The organism is Bradyrhizobium sp. 35 (genome assembly GCF_023073215.1).
In the GTDB taxonomy this organism is placed as follows: Bacteria; Pseudomonadota; Alphaproteobacteria; order Rhizobiales; family Xanthobacteraceae; genus Bradyrhizobium; species Bradyrhizobium canariense_D.
On the sequence record NZ_JADPJC010000116.1, the window covers coordinates 16,199 to 35,854 of the forward strand.

General features: G+C 64.8%; 15 protein-coding genes. 7 read left to right on the top strand and 8 right to left on the bottom strand.

What is annotated here, in order from left to right:
• Positions 1-100: 100 nt before the first annotated feature.
• The 6 genes from IVB36_RS25320 (at position 101) to IVB36_RS25345 (ending at position 6,799) form a co-directional block, all read left to right on the top strand.
• Positions 101-982 (top strand): folate-binding protein, encoded by an 882-nt coding sequence (locus IVB36_RS25320; protein WP_247369285.1) that lies wholly within the window; start codon positions 101-103, stop codon positions 980-982.
• The gene (locus tag IVB36_RS25325) at positions 979-1,605 is read left to right on the top strand and encodes a DNA-3-methyladenine glycosylase I (protein WP_247369287.1); all 627 of its coding nucleotides are present in this window, start codon (positions 979-981) and stop codon (positions 1,603-1,605) included. The genes IVB36_RS25320 and IVB36_RS25325 overlap by 4 nt, the downstream gene beginning before the upstream one ends.
• Entirely contained in the window at positions 1,602-2,216 is a 615-nt protein-coding gene (locus IVB36_RS25330) for an HD family hydrolase (protein WP_085352596.1), read from the top strand. Before IVB36_RS25325 ends, IVB36_RS25330 begins: the two co-directional genes overlap by 4 nt.
• Positions 2,217-2,360: 144 nt before the next feature.
• On the top strand, positions 2,361-2,867 hold the full coding sequence (locus IVB36_RS25335; RefSeq protein ID WP_007607206.1) for a protein-tyrosine phosphatase family protein: 507 nt from the start codon (positions 2,361-2,363) through the stop codon (positions 2,865-2,867).
• A gap of 205 nt (positions 2,868-3,072) precedes the next feature.
• Positions 3,073-4,041 carry an NAD regulator gene (locus IVB36_RS25340; RefSeq protein WP_085352597.1) on the top strand — a complete coding sequence of 323 codons (969 nt, stop codon included), beginning with the start codon at positions 3,073-3,075 and terminating at the stop codon, positions 4,039-4,041.
• Between the two features lie 49 nt (positions 4,042-4,090).
• Positions 4,091-6,799 carry a DUF2339 domain-containing protein gene (locus tag IVB36_RS25345; protein ID WP_247369289.1) on the top strand — a complete coding sequence of 903 codons (2,709 nt, stop codon included), beginning with the start codon at positions 4,091-4,093 and terminating at the stop codon, positions 6,797-6,799.
• 3 nt (positions 6,800-6,802) lie between these two features.
• On the opposite strand, the gene IVB36_RS25350 is transcribed toward IVB36_RS25345, so the two are convergent.
• The 8 genes from IVB36_RS25350 to IVB36_RS25385 all read right to left on the bottom strand — a co-directional run bounded on the left by IVB36_RS25350 (position 6,803) and on the right by IVB36_RS25385 (position 18,783).
• Complete coding sequence (locus IVB36_RS25350) at positions 6,803-8,491, bottom strand: methyl-accepting chemotaxis protein (RefSeq protein WP_166517499.1); 1,689 nt, start codon at positions 8,489-8,491, stop codon at positions 6,803-6,805.
• Between the two features lie 281 nt (positions 8,492-8,772).
• The gene (locus IVB36_RS25355) at positions 8,773-10,743 is read right to left on the bottom strand and encodes a HAMP domain-containing methyl-accepting chemotaxis protein (protein WP_026233670.1); all 1,971 of its coding nucleotides are present in this window, start codon (positions 10,741-10,743) and stop codon (positions 8,773-8,775) included.
• A gap of 207 nt (positions 10,744-10,950) precedes the next feature.
• Positions 10,951-13,020 carry a methyl-accepting chemotaxis protein gene (locus IVB36_RS25360; RefSeq protein ID WP_247393285.1) on the bottom strand — a complete coding sequence of 690 codons (2,070 nt, stop codon included), beginning with the start codon at positions 13,018-13,020 and terminating at the stop codon, positions 10,951-10,953.
• A gap of 415 nt (positions 13,021-13,435) precedes the next feature.
• Entirely contained in the window at positions 13,436-15,169 is a 1,734-nt protein-coding gene (locus tag IVB36_RS25365) for a methyl-accepting chemotaxis protein (RefSeq protein ID WP_247393294.1), read from the bottom strand.
• 207 nt (positions 15,170-15,376) lie between these two features.
• Positions 15,377-15,628: a hypothetical protein gene (locus tag IVB36_RS25370; RefSeq protein WP_007594936.1), complete on the bottom strand. Its 252-nt coding sequence runs from the start codon at positions 15,626-15,628 to the stop codon at positions 15,377-15,379.
• 162 nt (positions 15,629-15,790) lie between these two features.
• On the bottom strand, positions 15,791-16,390 hold the full coding sequence (locus IVB36_RS25375) for a hypothetical protein (RefSeq protein ID WP_026233672.1): 600 nt from the start codon (positions 16,388-16,390) through the stop codon (positions 15,791-15,793).
• Between the two features lie 112 nt (positions 16,391-16,502).
• Positions 16,503-17,489, bottom strand: a complete 987-nt coding sequence (locus IVB36_RS25380) for an MDR family oxidoreductase (protein WP_085352604.1) — start codon at positions 17,487-17,489, stop codon at positions 16,503-16,505.
• Between the two features lie 40 nt (positions 17,490-17,529).
• Positions 17,530-18,783 (bottom strand): MFS transporter, encoded by a 1,254-nt coding sequence (locus tag IVB36_RS25385; protein ID WP_085352605.1) that lies wholly within the window; start codon positions 18,781-18,783, stop codon positions 17,530-17,532.
• 327 nt (positions 18,784-19,110) lie between these two features.
• On the opposite strand from IVB36_RS25385, the gene nadA reads away from it, so the two are divergent.
• The coding region (nadA, locus tag IVB36_RS25390; RefSeq protein ID WP_247393295.1) for a quinolinate synthase NadA at positions 19,111-19,656 on the top strand (546 nt) is incomplete at its 3' end.

Genomic DNA, 19,656 nt, shown 5'->3' on the forward strand with positions numbered 1-19,656 from the left:
GCTGAAGGCCTCTCTCGTCCCCAAGCGCAGGGCTTGAGGTCTTGTCGTTTTTGCCTTGCGGGCTTACGTTCCGGAGCAACATGTCGCAAGAGATTTTCGTATGAAATCAGCGTTTCTTCCGGACCGGGGCGTGATCAAGGTCGCGGGCGAGGATGCGCGCAACTTCCTCAATGGCCTCGTCACGACTGATGTCGACAAGCTGAAGCCGGGCCTGGGCCGATTCGGCGCGTTGCTGACGCCGCAGGGCAAGATCATCGTGGACTTCCTGATCACGGAAGCGCCTGCCGGCCATGGCGGCGGGTTCCTGATCGATTGCCCGAAGCCGCTTGCCGACGGCCTCGCCACCAAGCTGAAATTCTACAAGCTGCGCGCCAAGGTCACGGTGGAAAACCTGTCCGACGATCTCGGCGTGCTCGCGGCCTGGGACGGCAAGCCCGCGGCCCAGCCCGACCTCGCCTTCGCCGATCCGCGCAATGGGGACCTCGGCTACCGCATCCTCATCCCCGAAGATCTCAAACAGAAGCTGTCCGATCTGATCGGCGCCGAGCTCGTCGACGCCGCCGCATACGAGGCCCACCGCATCGCGCTCGGCGTGCCGCGCGGCGGGCTCGATTTCACGTACAGCGATGCGTTCCCGCACGAGACCAACATGGACCGCCTTTCCGGCGTCGATTTCGACAAGGGCTGCTATGTCGGCCAGGAGGTCGTCTCGCGCATGCAGCATCGCGGCACAGCGCGCACCCGCAGCGTGAAGGTGCTGCTCGAGGATTTCTCGCCTGAGCCCGGCGTCAGCGTCATGGCCGGCGACAAGCCGGTCGGCACGATGGGCTCGTCGGCGAAAGGAAAGGGTATCGCGCTGGTGCGCATCGACCGCGTCGCCGATGCGCTCGATGCGGGACAGGCGCTGACTGCCGGTGGGCTCGCTGTGAGGCTTGCGGAACCAGACGTCGTGCGCATTCCAACGAAGCAACCCATCGCATGAGCCGTGCCCCTCGCCTGCATCCCGACGGAAAGACGCGTTGCCCCTGGCCCGGCGAAGATCCGCTTTACGTCGCCTATCACGATACTGAATGGGGCGTGCCGGAATATGACGACCGCGCGCTCTATGAGAAGCTGATCCTCGACGGTTTCCAGGCCGGCTTGTCCTGGATCACGATCCTGCGCAAGCGCGACAATTTTCGCAAAGCCTTCGACGATTTCCAGCCGGAAAAGATCGCACGCTACAACGAGAAGAAGGTTCACGCGCTGATGAACGATGCCGGCATCGTGCGCAACAAGGCCAAGATCGACGGCGCGATATCAAGCGCGAAATCCTATCTCGCCATCATGGAGAAGGGCCTCGGCTTCTCGAAATTCCTGTGGGACTTCATGGACGGAAGGCCCAAGGTCAATCATTTCAAGACCACCGCGAGCGTGCCTGCCTCGACGCCGCTCTCCATGCAGATCTCCAAGGAGCTGGCCTCGCGCGGCTTCAAATTCGTCGGCCCGACCATCGTCTATGCCTTCATGGAGGCGACCGGCATGGTCAACGATCATCTCGTCGACTGCCATTGTCACGCGAGCTGCGGCAAGTCGCAGCGCAAGCCGCGCCTCAAGGCCAAATGAGCGCGAAGAAGACGGACCGCGGCGCCGACACCCGCGCCTGGCAACGCATGCTGTCGGGCCGGCGGCTCGATTTGCTCGATCCCTCCCCGCTCGATATCGAGATCGCCGACGTCGCGCATGGGCTGGCGCGTGTTGCCCGCTGGAACGGCCAGACCATCGGCGCACACATCTTCTCTGTCGCGCAGCATACGCTGCTGGTCGAAACCGTGATGCGGCACGAGAATCCCCGCGTGGATCAGCGCATGCGGCTTGCCGCGCTGCTGCATGACGCGCCCGAATATGTGATCGGCGACATGATCTCGCCGTTCAAGGCCGTGCTCGACGGTCATTACAAGGCGGTCGAGAAACGTCTGCTCGGCGCGATTCACATCCGCTTTGGCCTGCCGCCGGTACTGCCGGACGAGATCACGCTGGCGATCAAGGCCGCCGATCGCGGCGCGGCCTATCTGGAGGCAACGACGCTTGCCGGCTTCAGCGAGAGCGAGGCCAAGCGCCTGTTCGGCAAGGATCCCGGCCTGTCCGACAGCGTCCGGCGCGACTATCTCACCCCCTGGACGGCTGCCCGGGCCGAGAAGCAGTTTCTGGAGCGGTTTGGCGCCGTGTTTGCGTGATCGTTGCCGTGGGTTAGAGTCCTGCAGGGCGGGCAAAGGGGCCCTTGCCGCCCACTGTTTTGCGCAATGAGACGAAAGTGGTGGGTACGCTTCGCTTTGCCCACCCCGCCAACGCTCGCTATAATCTGCGGAAAAAGGTCCGCCATGATCCACGTCTGCTCCCTCGCCGCCCTTCCCGAAACCGTCCGCCTCACCAAGGCCAGCCACGTGCTGACCGTGATGGCCAATGTCGAACAGGTGGCGCGGCCGGTGTCGGTGCTGCCGGCCAACCATCTCAAGGTGTCGATGGACGACATCACCGAGGAGATGGACGGCTTCGTCGCGCCGTCGGAAACGCATATCGAGCAGGTGCTGAACTTCGTGCGCGGCTGGGACCGCGACGCGCCGCTGGTGGTGCATTGCTATGCCGGCATCAGCCGCTCCACCGCGAGCGCCTTTGCCGCCGTGTGCGCACTCAATCCGAATCGCGACGAGACCGAGATCGCGAAGAAGATCCGGGCGGCGTCCCCGATCGCCTCACCGAACCGCCGCATCGTCGGCCTTGCCGACCGTGCGCTGGGGCGCAACGGCCGCATGCTGCGCGCACTCGACGAGATGGGCCCGGGCGCGATGATGGTCGAGGGCCGCCCCTTCGTGATCGAGCTCGAATGACAGTTGCGCACCACAGCACAGGTGTGCCCCCTCTCCCGCTTGCGAGCAGAGCAATCGCATGCGAGCCTTTACGCAGACGCCTCCACACCGTCATGGCCGGGCTTGTCCCGGCCATCCACGACCTTTGCTGCGGCACGAAGAACGTGGATGCCCGGGACAAGCTCGGGCATGACCAGTTCACGGCCGCACCGGCGATCGCCATCGCATGAGCGAAAAGCTGCTGACGCCGATCGAGATCGGCCTGACCGCCGCGATCGTCGCGATCGAGGATCACGAACCGCTGATCCTCACCGCGCGCGACAGTGACGGCCTGGCCGGCCTGCCGTTCGGCCCGTTCGATGCGCCGAGCCATCGCACTTTCGAGATCGGGCTGCGGGCGTGGGTCGAGGAACAGACGGGCCTGCGGCTCGGCTATGTCGAGCAGCTCTACACGTTCGGCGATCGCGGCCGGCATGCCGAGGCTGGCGACACCGGCGCGCACATGGTGTCGATCGGCTATCTCGCACTGACGCGCGCCTTCGGCGGCGAACTGGCAGCCACGAGTGCGAGCTTCGCGCCGTGGTATCGCTTCCTGCCTTGGGAGGACTGGCGCGAGGGGCCGCCCGCGATCATCGCGGACGACATCATCCCGGCATTGACCGGCTGGGCCGAAGAGGAGACGCCGGAGACGACGCGCGCATTGCCGCGCAAGGATCGGGTGCGGTTCTATTTCGGTCTCGACGGCGCGTCCTGGGACGAGGAGCGCGTGCTCGACCGCTACGAGCTCCTGTACGAGGCAGGGCTGGTCGAGGAAGCGCGGCGCGACGGTCGCCCTGCGGCATTAGCGCGCAAGGCGCTGTCCGCGCTCGGCACATCCATGCGCTTCGACCACCGCCGGATTCTTGCGACAGCGGTCGCGCGACTGCGTGCAAAACTGAAGTATCGTCCTGTGGTCTTTGAACTTTTGCCCGCCGAATTCACACTTACCGAATTGCAGTATACGGTGGAGGCGATCTCCGGCCGACACCTGCACAAACAAAATTTCCGCCGCCTGGTCGAAATGGAAGCCCTGGTCGAACCGACCGGGGTGATGTCGACACAGACGGGCGGACGTCCGGCGGCGCTCTACCGCTTCCGTCGCGACGTGCTTCAGGAGCGACCCGCGCCGGGCTTGCGCGTACGCTCCCGGCGCTAACCCGAGATATGCGTGATCGGCCCCTGCCCGCCGGTTGCCTGGAGGCTTTATGTCTGACGGCCCGTTTGACGTCTTCGCGCTGATCATTGCGATCATCGCCTTCATCATCGCGATCAAGGCTTCCAGCCAGGCGGCTGAACTGCGACGACGGCTAAGCTCGCTCGAAGAGATGTTCCGCGCGCAACGGCCCGTGCAGCCGCCGCTGATCCCCGCAGATGTGTGGGCTGACGCGCCCCCCACAACTTTCGCAGCGCCACCGCCGCTTGTGCCCCAAGCCGAAGCCAGAGCCGAGGCGCCGCCCCCGCTCGTCACCGAAGATATTTCACCGCCTCCGCTCGAAGCGAGCACCGAGGCCGACGCGACGCCGCCGCTGCCCGCACCCGCGCCCGGGTTCGAGGAACGGCTCGGCACGCGCTGGGTAGTCTGGATCGGCGGCCTGGCGCTCGCGCTCGGCGGCTTCTTCATGGTGCGCTATTCGATCGAGGCTGGCCTCCTTGGCCCCGGCGTGCGCGTGTTCCTTGGCGGCGTGTTCGCGCTGGCGCTGCTGGGCGCCGGCGAATGGTCACGGCGCAAGGAGAGCATCTCCAACATCGCCGCGCTGCCGATCGCCAACATTCCCGCTATCCTCACCGCAGCCGGTACGGCGGTGGCATTTGCGACCATCTACGCGGCGTACGCGCTCTATGGCTTCCTCGTGCCCGCGACCGCCTTCGTGCTGCTCGGCCTCGTCGCGCTCGGCACGCTGGCTGCCGCGCTCCTGCACGGGCCCGCGCTCGCCGGCCTCGGCGTGGTCGGCGCCTTCGTGACGCCGATCCTCGTCTCCAGCGGCAAGCCGGACTATTGGGCCCTCTACATCTATCTCGCCGTCGTCACCGCCGCGAGCTTCGGCCTTGCCCGTATCCGGCTGTGGCGTTGGCTTGCGGTCACGACAATCGCCTTCGCCGTGCTCTGGATCTTTCCGGGGCTCGATACCAGCGACCTGCAGGTCGCGCCGCACGCTTTCCATGTGATCGCAGGATTCGTTCTTGCCGCTCTTCTCGTGGTCTGCGGCTTCATGTTCGGCCCGACGATCGAGGACGGTGAGATCGAGCCGGTCTCGTCGGGCTCACTCGGTGCCTATCTGTTCGGCGCGATGCTGATCGTGCTGTCGAGCGCCCATGCGGACCTGGCGCTGATGGCCTTCACGCTGCTGGTCGGCGCGACGCTGCTTGTCGCCTGGCGCGCGCCGGCGGCCACCGGCGCGCTCGGCGCAGCCGCCGCGACCGTCTTCGTCGTGTTCGCCGAATGGGCGGTGCGCGCCAATCCTGACATGCTCGTGCTGCCGGGCGGTCCCATGGCCGACATCGCACCGACGGCGATCGATAGCGCGGTGACGCTGCATCTGGTGATGGCGGCGATCTTCGCCGCCGGCTTCGGCATCGCGGGCTTCCTCGCGCAGGGACGTTCGAACTCGGCGATCATTCCGGTGGTGTGGTCGGTCGCGGGGGTCGCGACGCCGATCGCGATCCTGGTCGCGCTCTACGCACGCATCGCGCATCTCGATCGCTCGATCCCGTTCGCCATCCTCGCGGTGCTGCTCGCCGCCGCCTTCGGCGCGGCCACCGAAGCGCTTGCACGCCGCGAGACCCGGCCGGGCGCCATGATCTCCACGGCCTTGTTTGCGACCGGCACGCTCGGTGCACTGGCGCTGGCGCTGACGTTTGCGCTGGAGAAGGGCTGGCTCACGATCGCACTGGCGCTGATGTCGCTCGGCACCGCCTGGATCTCGATGCAGCGGCCGATCCCGTTCCTGCGCTGGCTCGCCGCGATCTTCGCCGGCCTCGTCACCGCTCGGATCGGCTATGATCCGCGCATCGTCGGCGACGCCGTCGGAACCACGCCGATCTTCAACTGGCTGTTGTGGGGTTACGGCCTGCCGGCGGCATCGTTCTGGGCGGCGAGCCTGTTCCTGCGCCGCCGCGCCGACGACGCCCCGCTGCGCATGCTCGAGAGCGCCGCGATCCTGTTCACCGCGCTGCTCGCCTTCATGGAGATCCGCCATTTTGCGACCGGCGGCAACATGACGTCAGCACCCTCTCTGCTCGAATTCGCCCTCCAGGTCTGCATCACGCTCGCCCTGGCGATCGGGCTGGAGCGCCTGCGACTGCGCAGCCGCAGCGTCGTGCACAATGTCGGCGCGGTCGTGCTCACGGTGATCGGCGGGCTCGTCGGCGTGTTCGGCCTCCTGCTCCTGGAGAACCCGCTGCTATGGCGCACCGACGTCGGTGGCGCCGTGTTCAACCTGCTGCTGCTCGGCTACGCGCTGCCGGCGGTGCTGATGCTGCTCTTGTCCTATGCCGTGGCCGGCGAACGCGGCAAGGCCTACGCCAACACGATTGCAGGCGGCGCGCTGCTGTTCGCGCTGACCTATGTCACGCTGGAGATCCGCCGCTTCTATCACGGCCCGATCCTCTCCTCCGGGGCGACGACGGGCGCCGAGCAATATACCTATTCGATCGGCTGGCTCGGCTTCGGCGTGGTGCTGCTCGGCGTCGGCATTCTCGTCAATTCGGAGCGGGCGCGGCTGGCATCGGCCGTCGTGATCGCGTTGACGATCCTGAAAGCATTCGTCATCGACATGTCGACGCTGACGGGCGTCTACCGCGCGCTATCGTTCATGTGCCTCGGCATCGTGCTGGTCGCGATCGGCTGGCTCTACCAGCGTATCCTGTTCCGGCGGCAGATCGCACCGCCGCCGGCTCCGCAGACGAGCACGTGAGCGTCAGGCCGCGCGAACCGATTCCAGGAACTGCGCGACCTCGACCTTGAGACGGGTGCTGTCGGTCGCCAGCGATTTCGCCGCCGACAATACCTCGGTCGAAGCCTCGCCGGTCTCGATCGCACCGCGCTGCACGTTGGTGATGTTCGACGAGACCTCCTGCGTGCCGACCGAGGCCTGCTGCACGTTACGCGAGATTTCCTGCGTGGCCGCGCCCTGCTCCTCGACGGCGGCGGCAATGGCCGCAGCCACCTCGGAGAGCCGCTCGATGGTGCCGCCGATCTCCTGGATGGCACTGACCGATTCCTGCGTCGCCGCCTGGATACCCGAGACCTGCGCCCCGATCTCACCGGTCGCTTTCGCGGTCTGCTCGGCCAGCGCCTTGACCTCGGAGGCGACGACCGCGAATCCGCGGCCCGCATCGCCGGCACGCGCGGCCTCGATGGTCGCGTTCAGCGCCAGCAGATTGGTCTGGCCCGCGATGGTGTTGATGAGCTCGACGACGTCGCCGATGCGGGACGCCGCCTGCGACAGCGCATTGACACGGTCGTTGGTCCGCGCCGCTTGCTCGACGGCCTCCGCCGCCATCCGCGCCGAATCCTGCACGCGGCGGCTGATCTCGGTGATGGAGGACGACAGCTCCTCCGAAGCGGATGCCACCGCCTGGACGTTGGTCGAGGCTTCCTCGGAGGCGGCTGCGACGACGGTCGCGAGTTCCTGTCCGCGCTGCGCGGTGTTGGTCAGCGTCGAGGCGGAGGCCTCGAGCTCGGTCGAGGCCGAGGAGACGGTCCCGACCACCTCGCCGATCATGGCTTCGAACTTGCGGGTGATGGCATCGACGCGGCGACCGCGTTCGATCTTGACTTCGGCGTCGCGCGCAGCGGCCTCGTCGGCGGCCTTCTTGGCGATCAGCGCCTCCTTGAAGATCTGCAGCGCATCTGCCATCGAACCGATTTCGGTCTTCTCGCCGCGATGCGGAACGTCGGCCGAGAGGTCGCCCTCGCCGAGCGACTGCATCGGGCGGATGATTGAGGCAATGCCGCGAGAAACGTCGCGCACGAGATAATAGGCGGCGCCGATCGCGATTACGACCGAGAGCACGATGATGCCGACCAGCACGCGGAAGATCATGGCGTAGCTGTCGGCGGCCTGCTTCGTCTCAAGCTCGGCACCGCGGTTGTTGAGCTCGATGCCCTTTTGGAGCAGGGGATCGGCGGCCTGGGCCATCTTCGCAACCTTGGTCTGCAGCAGCTCGTTGGCGTCGACCGGGAAACGGCCAACGCCCTTGCGCGACAGTGCCATCACGTCCTGCACGCCGTTCAGATACTCGGCCCACGCCGTGCTCCATTGCCCATAGAGCGAGCGCTCCTCGGCGGAAGTGATCAGCGGCTCGTAGACCTTGCGGGTCTGGTCGATGCGCGCGCGCAGCGAGGCCAAGCGCTTCTCGGCGGCGTCCTTGCCCTCAACGCTGTCCTGCATCAGATGCAGACGGAGCGCGACGCGCAGCTCGTTGATGTCGGCGCGAAGCGAGCCGAGCGCGCGCACGCTGGGCAGCCAACTCTCCGCGATCTCGACCGTATGGGAATTGATGTTCTGCATGGTGCCGATCGCCGTCACGCCAACGCCGGCGAGCGAAAGGACCAGGACCGACAACACGGCCAGAAGCTTGAAGACGATCGACAATTTCGACATCACGACAAATCCCGATGTTACCTGGCAACGCGCAAATTGTCCGCGCCGCAAACCGCCACGAAGATGGCGAGACGGAGGTCAGTTCAACAATGCTGGCTGGTTCTTGTCCCGTAAGATTGCACACATAGTCGCAAGCAGGCGTTAACAGGGCCCTACGTAAAATTACGGGACAGCGCTGACGGTCGTTATTTCTCCCGCAACCAACTGTGCAGCTGCACAGCCAACTGATGCTGCGACGCGACCTGTCCACTTGCGACGCAATGTGCGGAAGGCGACGGCTGTCACGCCGCCCGTACCGAATCCAGGAAGCGCGCGACCTCGCTCTTCAGCCGGTGGCTCTCCTGCGACAGCGATTGCGCAGCCGAATGCACCTGCGCCGAGGCCGCCCCGGTTTCGCCTGCGCCACGCTGGACATCGCCGATGTTCGCCGAGACTTCGGAGGTGCCATTCGCGGCGTGCTGGATGTTGCGGGAGATCTCTTGCGTGGCGGCACCCTGTTCCTCGACCGCGGCGGCGATGGTTGACGAGATCTCCGACATCCGCGCGATGGTGTCGCCGATCTCCTTGATCGCACCGGCGGAGTCTTCCGTCGCGGTCTGGATCGCGCCGATGTGCTGGCCGATCTCGCCCGTGGCCTTCGCAGTCTGCTCCGCGAGCGCCTTCACTTCGGAAGCGACCACGGCAAAGCCGCGGCCGGCCTCGCCGGCACGCGCCGCCTCGATCGTCGCGTTGAGCGCCAGCAGGTTGGTCTGGGCGGCGATGGTGTTGATCAGTTCGACCACGTCGCCGATGCGGGCGGCGGCCTTCGACAGTTCGGCGACGCGTGCATTGGTGCGCTGGGCCTGCCCGACCGCCACGTCGGCGACACGGGCCGATTCCTGCACCTGACGGCTGATCTCGGAGATCGAGGAGGTCATTTCCTCGCTCGCTGCAGACACCGACTGCACGTTCGCGGAGGCCTCTTCGGAGGCGGCCGCCACGACCGTGGCAAGCCCGTTGCCGCGCTCGGCAGCCTGCGTCAGCGTATTTGACGAGGCCTCCAGCTCGGTTGCCGCCGACGAAACAGTATCGATGATCTCGCCGACCGCGCCTTCGAAAGTATCGGCGAGCCGGTGCATGTCGGCCTTGCGCTGCTGGCGCCCGCGCGCCTCAGCTTCGACCTGCTCGGTGCGCAGCCGCTCGGCCTCCGCCATATTGGTCCTGAACACCTCGACGGCACCGGCCATCTCGCCGATCTCGTCTTTGCGCCCGATGCCCGGAACGGATATCGAAAGCTCGCCGCGCGCAAGCCGCGTCATCGCGCCGACCATGCCGGCAAGCGCCTTCGAGATCGAACGTCCCAGAAGGAAGCCCACCGCGGCGAGCACGACGACGGCAATGGCGAAGGCGACCATCATCCACATGCGCACGGCATCGCGGGTCGCAGCTTCCGCAACGTCGGCCTTCCTGTAGAGGTCTTCGACTGTGTTGCGCACCTCGATCATGCTCGGTTCCAACCCACGGAACGTTTTCATCATGCTGGCGTCGAGGGCCGCAGTTTGCTGCGCCGTCTCCACCCACGCCGTGAACTCGGATTGATATTTCTGCAGCTTGGCTGTGATGTCGTTCATCACTGCCGTAGGGATTGCGACGACCTCTATCGCCTTGGAGAATTCGACCGCGGCCTTCTTCATCTCGGCGATGTATTTTGGGTCGCGCCGCAGCATGAAGTCCTTCTCGTGCCGGCGCATCATCAGCATCCAGCTCGTGGACCTGGGATCGTCGATCTCCTTGAGCTTGGCCTCAATGTCGTGCACGGCGGCGCGGAGCGAGCCGGAGAGGCCCAGAGTCTCGTTTAGGCCGAGCCGGGTCTCCGCGGCCACCAATGCGCCGAAGTCCGACGCGTATCGCTTGAAGCCGTCCTGGGCCTGCTTCATCCGGTCGGACAGCGCGCCCAAGCCGCCGGCCGACATCAGCCGCTCCACCTCGTCGAAGTCGCGATTGATCGGCCCGATCAATTCGGCATGTGCCTTGGCGTAGCTCTCGTTGCGGCGCTGCTGAAAGTTCTTCTCGTTGCGGCGGGCCTCCAGCATCTCGATCGAGAGCTGTTTGTCGAGGTCAGCGATCGCACGAGCGCGGTTAGCAATCTCGCGGGAGGCGTCCTGGGAGAGACTGCCGATCTCGTAGATCGCGCCGAAGGCGACGAGACCCAACAATCCGAACAGTCCGATCGCCATGACCTTATGGGTGAGACGAATGGAAGGGCCACTCATGGAATGTGCTCCAATACGATTGATACGCAATACGAGGAGGGCGACTCGGCACCCGGAATATTACGGAGATCATGACTGCATCGGTTTTCCGGAAGGTTAACCGTGCGGCTCATCGCGCCGCGACATCCCAACTGCGAACGCATGCGAACCACCGCGCGTCTTCGCGCGTCGGTTGTAGTCGATCGATGATTGGTGACGGCGACCGCGTCATGCTGCGCGCACGGTATCGAGGAAGTTGCCGACCTCGAGCTTGAGGCGGTTGCTGTCGCCAGAGAGCGACTGGGCCGCCGCCAGCACCTGCGACGACGCCGAGCCGGTCTCGTTCGCGCCGCGCTGCACATCGGTGATGTTGGCCGAGACCTGATGGGTGCCTTCCGCCGCCTGCTGCACGTTGCGGGAGATTTCCTGTGTCGCCGCGCCCTGCTCTTCCACGGCAGCCGCGATGGTAGAGGAAATCTCCGAGAGCTTCTCGATAGTGCCGCTGATGTCCTTGATTGCGCCGACCGAATGCTCGGTCGCGGTCTGGATGCTGGCGATCTGCTGCCCGATCTCGCCAGTGGCCTTCGCGGTCTGTTCGGCGAGTGCCTTGACCTCGGAGGCCACAACCGCAAAGCCGCGACCGGCTTCGCCGGCGCGCGCGGCCTCGATGGTCGCGTTGAGCGCCAGGAGATTGGTCTGACCCGCGATGGTGTTGATCAGCTCGACCACGTCGCCGATCCGCGTCGCCGCCCTGGACAATTCGCTGACGCGCTCAGTGGTGACACGCGCCTGGCCGACAGCTTCGTTGGCCACGCGGGCCGATTCCTGCACCTGCCTGCTGATCTCGGTGATAGAAGACGACAGCTCCTCGGTGGCCGACGCCACCGCTTGCACGTTGGTGGACGCCTCCTCGGAGGCCGCAGCAACCATGGTCGTGAGCTGCTGCCCACGCTCCGCGGTCGATGTGAGGGTCGACGCCGAGGCTTCGAGCTCGGTCGCTGCCGAGGAGACGGTGTCGACGATCTCCCCGATCGCGGCTTCGAAGCCGTCGGCCAGCTTCCGCATCTCCGCCTTGCGCTGCTCGGCTGCCCGGCTCTCGGCCGCAGCGTGATCGCCCCGCATGCGTTCGACTTCGAGCCCGTTTTGCTTGAAGACTTCAACGGTCCGCGCCATCTCGCCGACCTCGTCACCTCGGCAGGTGCCAGGCACGACCGTCGTGAAGTCGCCATTGGCGAGCCCACCCATCGCAACCGAAATGGCTGAAAGCGGCTTGAGGATCCGGCCAAAGGTGATCCAGAAACTGAGGCCAGCGAGCATCACCGAGGCGCAGAGCAACACGACCGTGAAAACAACATTACGAGTGCTGACCTCTGCCTGCATCGTGGCTTCGCGGTCAGCGGCCGCGCCAATGGCTTCACCGAGCTTCAGCACTGCATTGATGCCGGCGGTGGCCCGCGTGAAGTACTCGGGTCCCGTGATTCTGTAGTCCCCGTCTTCGCCACCGGCGAGCACAGTCACCCGCGTTTCACCGTAGGCACCAAAATAGGATTTCTCGACCTCCGTCATCGCCTCGCCGATCTGCAGGGCGAGGTCCGAACGCAGCCGCACCGGCAATACCGTGTCCCATGCGAGTTCGACCTTGGCCCGCAGCGCCGAAAGGCGCTCATAGCCCTCCATCCCGAGCTTCGCGCGCGCACCGACGACCCCAGCCAGCAGGGCCCGCTCCCTTCCGGCATTCTCGGCCATCTGAGCTGTCAGATGTCGCAAGCCGATGAGCTGGGCCAGCCTTGCCACGGGCGGGCTGGTGAGTGTTTCGAGCGTCAGCCGCAAGCGGTTGCTCGCGACGTCGATCACCTCCGTAATCGTTGGCGCGAAGCCATCTACGAGGTCAGGCTCGCGTTCAACGCGCGAGCGCGACATTCCCGCGTCGGCTTTCTCACGCAGGAGACGCAGCGCCTCGAATTTCGTCGCTGCGTCCGCAATCTGTCTTTGCCCCGCCGTCATTTCGGGAATCGCGCTGATATCGAGGACGGCTTGGCGAAAGGCCTCGTCGGCCGTCGCGCGCGCCTTTGCGATTTCCGCACGGCGCTCGGCACTGACGACATCAGGAGACTTCAGCACGGCGTTGGTCAGCCCGCGTTCAATCGCCCAATGTCCTGCGCTGCGCAGCAGCAGTTGGGCAACTGCATTGACCTTCAGGAATGCCTCGGACTCTCGCCTCTTGAGGACGGCCTCATAGGCGATGAATCCGGCCGAGGCCAACCCAAGCAAGACCAGGGCAGAGATGATGATCGGCAAGATCGTGCCGATCCGAACATGTCCGAGCCGACTCCACGCGCTGGCGGACTGAGTTCGGACCTGCTGATGATGAGCAGGGCTCAACATGGTACGTTTCCCCCAAAGGAAACACGCAGCCAAGTCCTTGCCGGCTGCATGGACGTTGATCGCCCTTGCCGGAGAATCTATTCCTTGGGGTTACTCATTCTGGTTAACGGGAGGGCTCGGAGAAATACTGAGATTTCAACCCAAACAGTTGAAATGGAAGAGATAATCTCGCCAGAAAGTTGTAAATTTCAGCTTGAGGTCGCCACTGTTTGCTTTTGCAGCCGACGTTCGCCGAAGTCATGCGCGAGACGTTCGCGGCGAAGATCAGGATGCAAAAACGCCCGCCTGAGGAGGCAGGGCGTCTTCCGAACTGTCTGGAACGAGGTTCTTAGGCGGCGCGCACGGTGTCGAGGAACTTGCCGACCTCGAGCTTGAGGCGGTTGCTGTCGCCGGACAATGACCGCGCGGCTGCCAGCACCTGCGACGATGCCGAGCCGGTTTCGCCTGCACCGCGCTGCACGTCGGTGATGTTGGACGAGACCTGATGGGTGCCTTCGGCCGCCTGCTGCACGTTGCGCGAGATCTCCTGCGTCGCCGCGCCCTGCTCCTCGACGGCCGCCGCGATCGTGGACGATATCTCGGACAGCTTTTCAATGGTGTTGCTGATGGCGCTGATGGCGGCGACGGAGTCCTGCGTCGCGGCCTGAATGCCGGAAATCTGCTGGCCGATCTCGCCGGTCGCCTTCGCGGTCTGCTCGGCAAGCGCCTTCACTTCGGAAGCCACCACCGCAAAACCGCGACCGACCTCGCCGGCGCGTGCCGCCTCGATGGTGGCATTAAGCGCCAGCAGGTTGGTCTGGCCGGCGATGGTGTTGATCAGCTCGACCACGTCGCCAATGCGAGCCGCCGCCTTGGACAATTCTCCGACACGGTCGGTCGTGGTTCGGGCTTGGGTAACCGCCTCGCTCGCGACCCGCGCCGATTCCTGCACTTGGCGGCTAATCTCCGTAATTGAAGACGACAGCTCTTCCGTGGCCGACGCCACCGATTGCACGTTGGTCGACGCCTCCTCGGAGGCCGCAGCCACAACTATCGTCAGTTCCTGTGCCCGCTCCGCCGTCGAGGTCAACGTCGAGGCCGAAGCCTCGAGCTCCGTCGCGGCCGACGACACCGTATCGACGATCTCGCCGACGGCGCCTTCGAAACTATCAGCAAGCTTGCGCATATCGGCCTTGCGCTGCTCGGCCGCCACCTGGTCCTGCCGCATCTTGGCTTCCGCTTCCTGGCGCGCCTTCTGCTCCGACACGACCTTGAATTTCTCGACGGCCGCGGTGACACCGCCGACCTCGTCCTTGCGGCCGAGACCCGGCAGGACAACAGAGAAGTCACCACCAGCGAGCTTGTCCATGGCAACCGTGAGCGCGCGGATCGGCCGCGCGATGGTCAGGAAGGACATCAGCCACGAACCGATGAGGACGAGCACGGCGCACGCACCGACCACCATGCCGAGACGCTCGCTCACGGCCATCTCCTGGCTCGCGGCAGCGATTTCTTCATCGCTCTTGTGCTTGGCGAAATCGGCAATCTCGCTGGTCAAATTGTCCAGCTGTGTGGCAAGCGGCAGCGTCACCTCGCGGATCTGGCGCGCGCCTTCCTCGGAAATCTTGGCGGCGCGGACGGGGTCCGTGGCCGCAACCGCAATGGCCTCGCTGCGAACAGAGGCGTTCTGCTGCGCGCCCTTCAGGTAATCGGCCGACGTAGACTTGAGCTTCTCCATCCGCGCGCGGTTTTCCGGGGCGTGCGACAACCTGAGCATGGAATCGACAACGCCGTTCAGGGCTTTCGACCGCTCCAGCAGAAGCTCGCTCGCCTTTTGCAAGTCACCCTGATTGTTGGCGAGACGCATGTCCCGTACGGCGAGTTGCAAGCCGCGTATCCCAAGCTTGGCTTCGGTAGCCTCGCGCACCAATTCCTGCTGCGCAAGCGCGGCCTGGTTGGAATGCCCCACGTTGTTGTTGCCGATGACCTGGCTCGCGATCATGGCGCCGACGAGAACAACGCCGAACGCCGAAGCGAGCGCGAGCTTGGTACCGATTTGCAGATTCTGGATGAGTCTCGACATGAGGGCGTTTCCCGGGTTGCGCGGCCAAGTCATTGTCGGCCGCCCTCGGCGTTGATCGCCCTTGCCTAAAAACTGAGCTTCAGGTGTGGTGATCTGGTTAACGATCGCCCCCGGACAAATACCGGACTTACCGGAAAATCCCTTGAAAAACGGCACGGTCCGCGCGCTTAACAGGTTAACCACACGCGGCGGTAGGATGCCCGATTTCTAGCCAGTGCGACCAAGGGCCTTTTGGCTCTCGCCAATCAAGCTGATCCGGAACACCGGCTCCTTGTTCTCGTCGAGCAGCTCCATGCGCCATTCGGCATCCTGTTTCAGGCCGCGCGAGATGCCGCCGAGCAAATTGGCACAGACTTCGGTCATCTCGGTCCAGGCCGCGGCGCGGTCCTCGAACTCATATGGCTGGTCGGCAGCACCGGAATAGCGGCCCGTGCTGATACGGAAGAAGTACAGCGACATCGTTGAACCCTTTTATCGGGCCGCGCCCCCGGCCGTACGCAAACTGGGGCGCGAACAGCTACCAACGCATGAAAGCCGCCGTCCGTATGACTACGGCGCGGCGGCTTCGTGTCTGATGGCAGCTCTCAACGACAAAGTGCGCGGACTGTCCCGCGCACCAACTCACTGGGTGGAGCGGCGCAGCTCCAGCGGGGCGTCGTCCCTGGCGGGCTCCGATTTGACCTGCGGCTTCACCGGCTCGAGCCGGCTACTCTCGACGCGCGGGGTCTCGACACGCGCGGCGACTTCGGTGTTGGGCGTGCCGACCGAACCCGTGTGTTCCGAGGTGCGCAGCGAGCGCGGCCGCGCGACGGCCCGCGCCATCAGCATCTGGTTGCCGCCCTGGTGATGGAAGTCGCAATAGGCGAAGCCCATCCCCGATACCGAGCCGCGGAAACTGCGATCGTCGGTCTTTTCAAGGTTGAAACAGGGCTCGAACGGAATGCCCTTGATCGAGGCGCAGACGTTCTGGCCGCGGATCTGCAGCGTGTTGCCGGGCAGGCGGAGATGTTTCACCGGACCTGCACCCGAGAACTGCACGGCGCCGGCGGCGCCGAGGTCGTCCATGATGCGGCCCGCGCCCCGGGTGCCGTCAAAGCAGGTGAAAGCAAACACCTTCCCGGCGACGAAGCGGCGCGCCTCATCGGCGTTCATGCTTCCAGCAATGGCCGGCGTAAGCGTCGCTACCGCCGTGACCGCCCCCAACACAATACGCGCAAGCATGCTCAACTCCGAACCAACCCCGCAGCGGGCTATGCCTTATCTCTTTACCTGCTGCTTACCATACTAACCATGGCGACATTGAAGCAGCATGGTTGGTAAAGTCTGAACGCCGTTAGACAATTTTTACAACGGTGCGACCGCGGACCTGGCCGGCGAGGATTTTCGCGCCCCACTCCGGAACTTCAGAAAGCGGAATTTCGTGAGTAATTTCAGCTAGTTTTGACCGGTCCAGATCGGACGCCAGGCGTTGCCAGGCAGCTTTCCGCGGCTCGATCGGGCACATCACGGAATCGATGCCGAGAAGGCACACCCCGCGCAAAATGAAGGGTGCGACGGAAGACGGCAGGTCCATGCCGGCAGCCAAGCCGCAGGCCGCGATCGCGCCGCCGTACTTCGTCATCGACAGCAGGTTTGCGAGCGTGGTCGAGCCGACGCTGTCGACGCCACCCGCCCAGCGCTCCTTGGCGATGGGCTTGGCGGCCGCCGACAATTCGTTGCGGTCGATCACCTCAGCCGCGCCGATCTCTTTCAGATAGTCCGCTTCGGACGCACGTCCGGTGGAGGCGATGACGTGATAGCCGAGCTTCGAGAGCACGGCGGTCGCAACCGAGCCGACGCCGCCTGCAGCCCCCGTCACCACGACCGGACCGCTGTTCGGCGACACTCCGTGCTTCTCCAGCGCCAGCACGGACAGCATCGCGGTGAAGCCGGCAGTGCCGATCGCCATGGCGTCGCGCGCCGATAGGCCCTGCGGAAGAGCGACCAGCCAGTCGCCTTTCACCCGCGCCTTCTCGGCATAGGCGCCAAGATGGGTCTCGCCCATGCCCCAGCCGGTGCAGACAACCTTATCGCCCGCCTTCCATTGCGGATGCGAGGACTGCTCGACGGTGCCGGCGAAGTCGATGCCGGCAATCATCGGGAAGCGGCGCACCACCGGCGCCTTGCCGGTGAGCGCAAGGCCGTCCTTGTAGTTCAACGTCGACCATTCCACGCGGACGGTGACGTCGCCCTCCATCAGTTCGGCTTCGTCGAACTGCGTGAGCTGCGCGGTGGTGCCCTTGTCCGCCTTGTCGATCCGGATCGCCTTGAACGTCGCCACAGCAAAACTCCCTGACTTGTTTCAGGGGATGTTTAGCCGATCAGGCAGGCTGCGCAACCGTCCGCTGGACCGGTTTCTCCACGATCGGAAGATTGATCAGCGCCGAGAGCACGCCGAACAGGATCGAGAGCCACCAGATCGGCGTGTAGGAACCGAACCGCTCGAACACGATGCCGCCGAGCCAGACGCCGAGGAAGCCGCCGACCTGATGGCTGACGAAGGCGAAGCCATAGAGCGTGGCGAACCAGCGCGTGCCGAACATGATCGCGACCAGTGCCGAGGTCGGTGGCACGGTCGACAGCCAGGTCAGGCCGGAGACCGCGCCGAACGCAATCGCCGAGAACGGCGTGATCGGAAACGAGATGAAGGCAAGCGTCGCAAGCGCGCGGGTGAAATAGATGGTCGAGAGGATGTAGCGCTTGGGCAGGCTGTTCTGGAGATAGCCGACGCTGAGCGATCCCATGATGTTGAACAGGCCGATCGCCGCGATCACCCAGCCGCCGATCTGCGTGGAGATGCCGCTATCGACCAGGAAGGCCGGCAGATGCACCGTGATGAAGGCAAGCTGGAAGCCGCAGGTGAAGAAGCCGAGGACAAGCAGCACGTAGGAGCGATGGCCGAAGGCTTCCGCGAGCGCTTTGGTGAAGGTCTGCTGGTCCGCAGGCGCCGCATTTGCCGCGCTTGCGACCGGCGGCGTCGAGAGCGCCAGCGACAACGGGATGATCAGCAGCATCAGGAAGCCGAACACGGTGAGCGCCTGCTGCCAGCCGAAATTGTCGATTAGGGCCACACCGATCGGCGCGAACAGGAATTGCCCGAACGATCCCGCCGCAGTGCCGGCGCCGAGCGCAAGGCCGCGCTTCTCGGCCGGCAAGAGCTTGGTGAAGGCCGAGAGCACCAGATTGAACGAGCAGCCGGCGAGACCGAAGCCGACCATGACACCAGCGCCGATGTTGAGCGACAGCGGCGTCGATGAGTAGCGCATCAGGAGCAAGCCCCCGGCATAGAGCAGAGCGCCGACGCACATCACCCGGAACAGGCCGAAGCGATCGGCGACCGCGCCGGCGACGGGCTGGCCCAGTCCCCACAGCAAATTCTGAAACGCGATCGCGAGGCCGAACACGTCGCGGCCCCAGGCATATTCATGGCTCATCGGCTGTACGAAGAAGCCCAGCGCCGAGCGCGGGCCGAACCCGAGCATCCCGATCGCGCAGCCGCAGAGAATGATGATCGCCGGCGTGCGCCAGGAGGAGGAACGGGAGACCGAACCGAGCTCACCCATCTGTATCGACATGCTGTTCCTCGTGCGTGGTCGCGGATTCGCAAATGGCGGCCGCGAGCCAGCTCGTTTAATGCATCTGCATGGAAACCCCAAGTCAAAAACGATTGCATTCCGCGAAGAGCTGGCGCGGGAGCATTGCATTTCCTCGCGGCCTCAGCCGACGCGCCGGGCGCGACTTAACGGAAACGTGTGCGGCAAGATCTGGCGGCTCCCAACACGACGTGTTATTTTATATTTGCTCATATCGAGCATATCGAATGATCCCCGGCCTGTCGGCCGGATTTCTCAGGCTTTATATATGCTCAAAATGAGTACAAATGACATGCACGGGAGGCTTGGATGCCGCTAACTGGAATTTACGGCCCCGACGACTTTGCCAACCGGCCGCAGGGCCACGTGATCACCCCGGCACAGGCCAAGCAGTCGCGAACCGGACCTTCGCTGCCGATGCCTTCACTGGAATGGACGCCGGAGGTCGAGCGAGCCACCGCACCGCTTTACGAGCGCGTGAAACGTGTCATCCCGCCGATCGAATGGCCGCTGATGGCCCCGACGATCAAGGCGATCAACGAGCTGAAGCAGGCCCGGGGCGCGGTGATCCTCGCGCACAATTACCAGACGCCGGAGATCTTCCACTGCGTCGCCGACATCGGCGGTGATTCGCTCCAGCTCGCGGTCGAAGCCACCAGGGTGAAGGCCGGCATCATCGTCCAGTGCGGCGTGCACTTCATGGCGGAGACGTCGAAACTGCTCAATCCGGACAAGACGGTGCTTATTCCTGATACGCGCGCCGGCTGCTCGCTCGCTGCCAGCATCACCGGCGCCGACGTCCGCCTGCTCCGCGAAAAATTCCCCGGCGTGCCTGTCGTTGCCTATGTCAACACC

What these genes read in the sequence shown, in the direction of transcription:
- IVB36_RS25320 (WP_247369285.1), top strand. Translation starts at nt 101, where the DNA reads ATGAAATCAGCGTTTCTTCCGGACCGGGGCGTGATCAAGGTCGCGGGC.
- IVB36_RS25325 (WP_247369287.1), top strand. Translation starts at nt 979, where the DNA reads ATGAGCCGTGCCCCTCGCCTGCATCCCGACGGAAAGACGCGTTGCCCC.
- IVB36_RS25330 (WP_085352596.1), top strand. Translation starts at nt 1,602, where the DNA reads ATGAGCGCGAAGAAGACGGACCGCGGCGCCGACACCCGCGCCTGGCAA.
- IVB36_RS25335 (WP_007607206.1), top strand. Translation starts at nt 2,361, where the DNA reads ATGATCCACGTCTGCTCCCTCGCCGCCCTTCCCGAAACCGTCCGCCTC.
- IVB36_RS25340 (WP_085352597.1), top strand. Translation starts at nt 3,073, where the DNA reads ATGAGCGAAAAGCTGCTGACGCCGATCGAGATCGGCCTGACCGCCGCG.
- IVB36_RS25345 (WP_247369289.1), top strand. Translation starts at nt 4,091, where the DNA reads ATGTCTGACGGCCCGTTTGACGTCTTCGCGCTGATCATTGCGATCATC.
- IVB36_RS25350 (WP_166517499.1), bottom strand. Translation starts at nt 8,491, where the DNA reads ATGTCGAAATTGTCGATCGTCTTCAAGCTTCTGGCCGTGTTGTCGGTC.
- IVB36_RS25355 (WP_026233670.1), bottom strand. Translation starts at nt 10,743, where the DNA reads ATGAGTGGCCCTTCCATTCGTCTCACCCATAAGGTCATGGCGATCGGA.
- IVB36_RS25365 (WP_247393294.1), bottom strand. Translation starts at nt 15,169, where the DNA reads ATGTCGAGACTCATCCAGAATCTGCAAATCGGTACCAAGCTCGCGCTC.
- IVB36_RS25370 (WP_007594936.1), bottom strand. Translation starts at nt 15,628, where the DNA reads ATGTCGCTGTACTTCTTCCGTATCAGCACGGGCCGCTATTCCGGTGCT.
- IVB36_RS25375 (WP_026233672.1), bottom strand. Translation starts at nt 16,390, where the DNA reads ATGCTTGCGCGTATTGTGTTGGGGGCGGTCACGGCGGTAGCGACGCTT.
- IVB36_RS25385 (WP_085352605.1), bottom strand. Translation starts at nt 18,783, where the DNA reads ATGTCGATACAGATGGGTGAGCTCGGTTCGGTCTCCCGTTCCTCCTCC.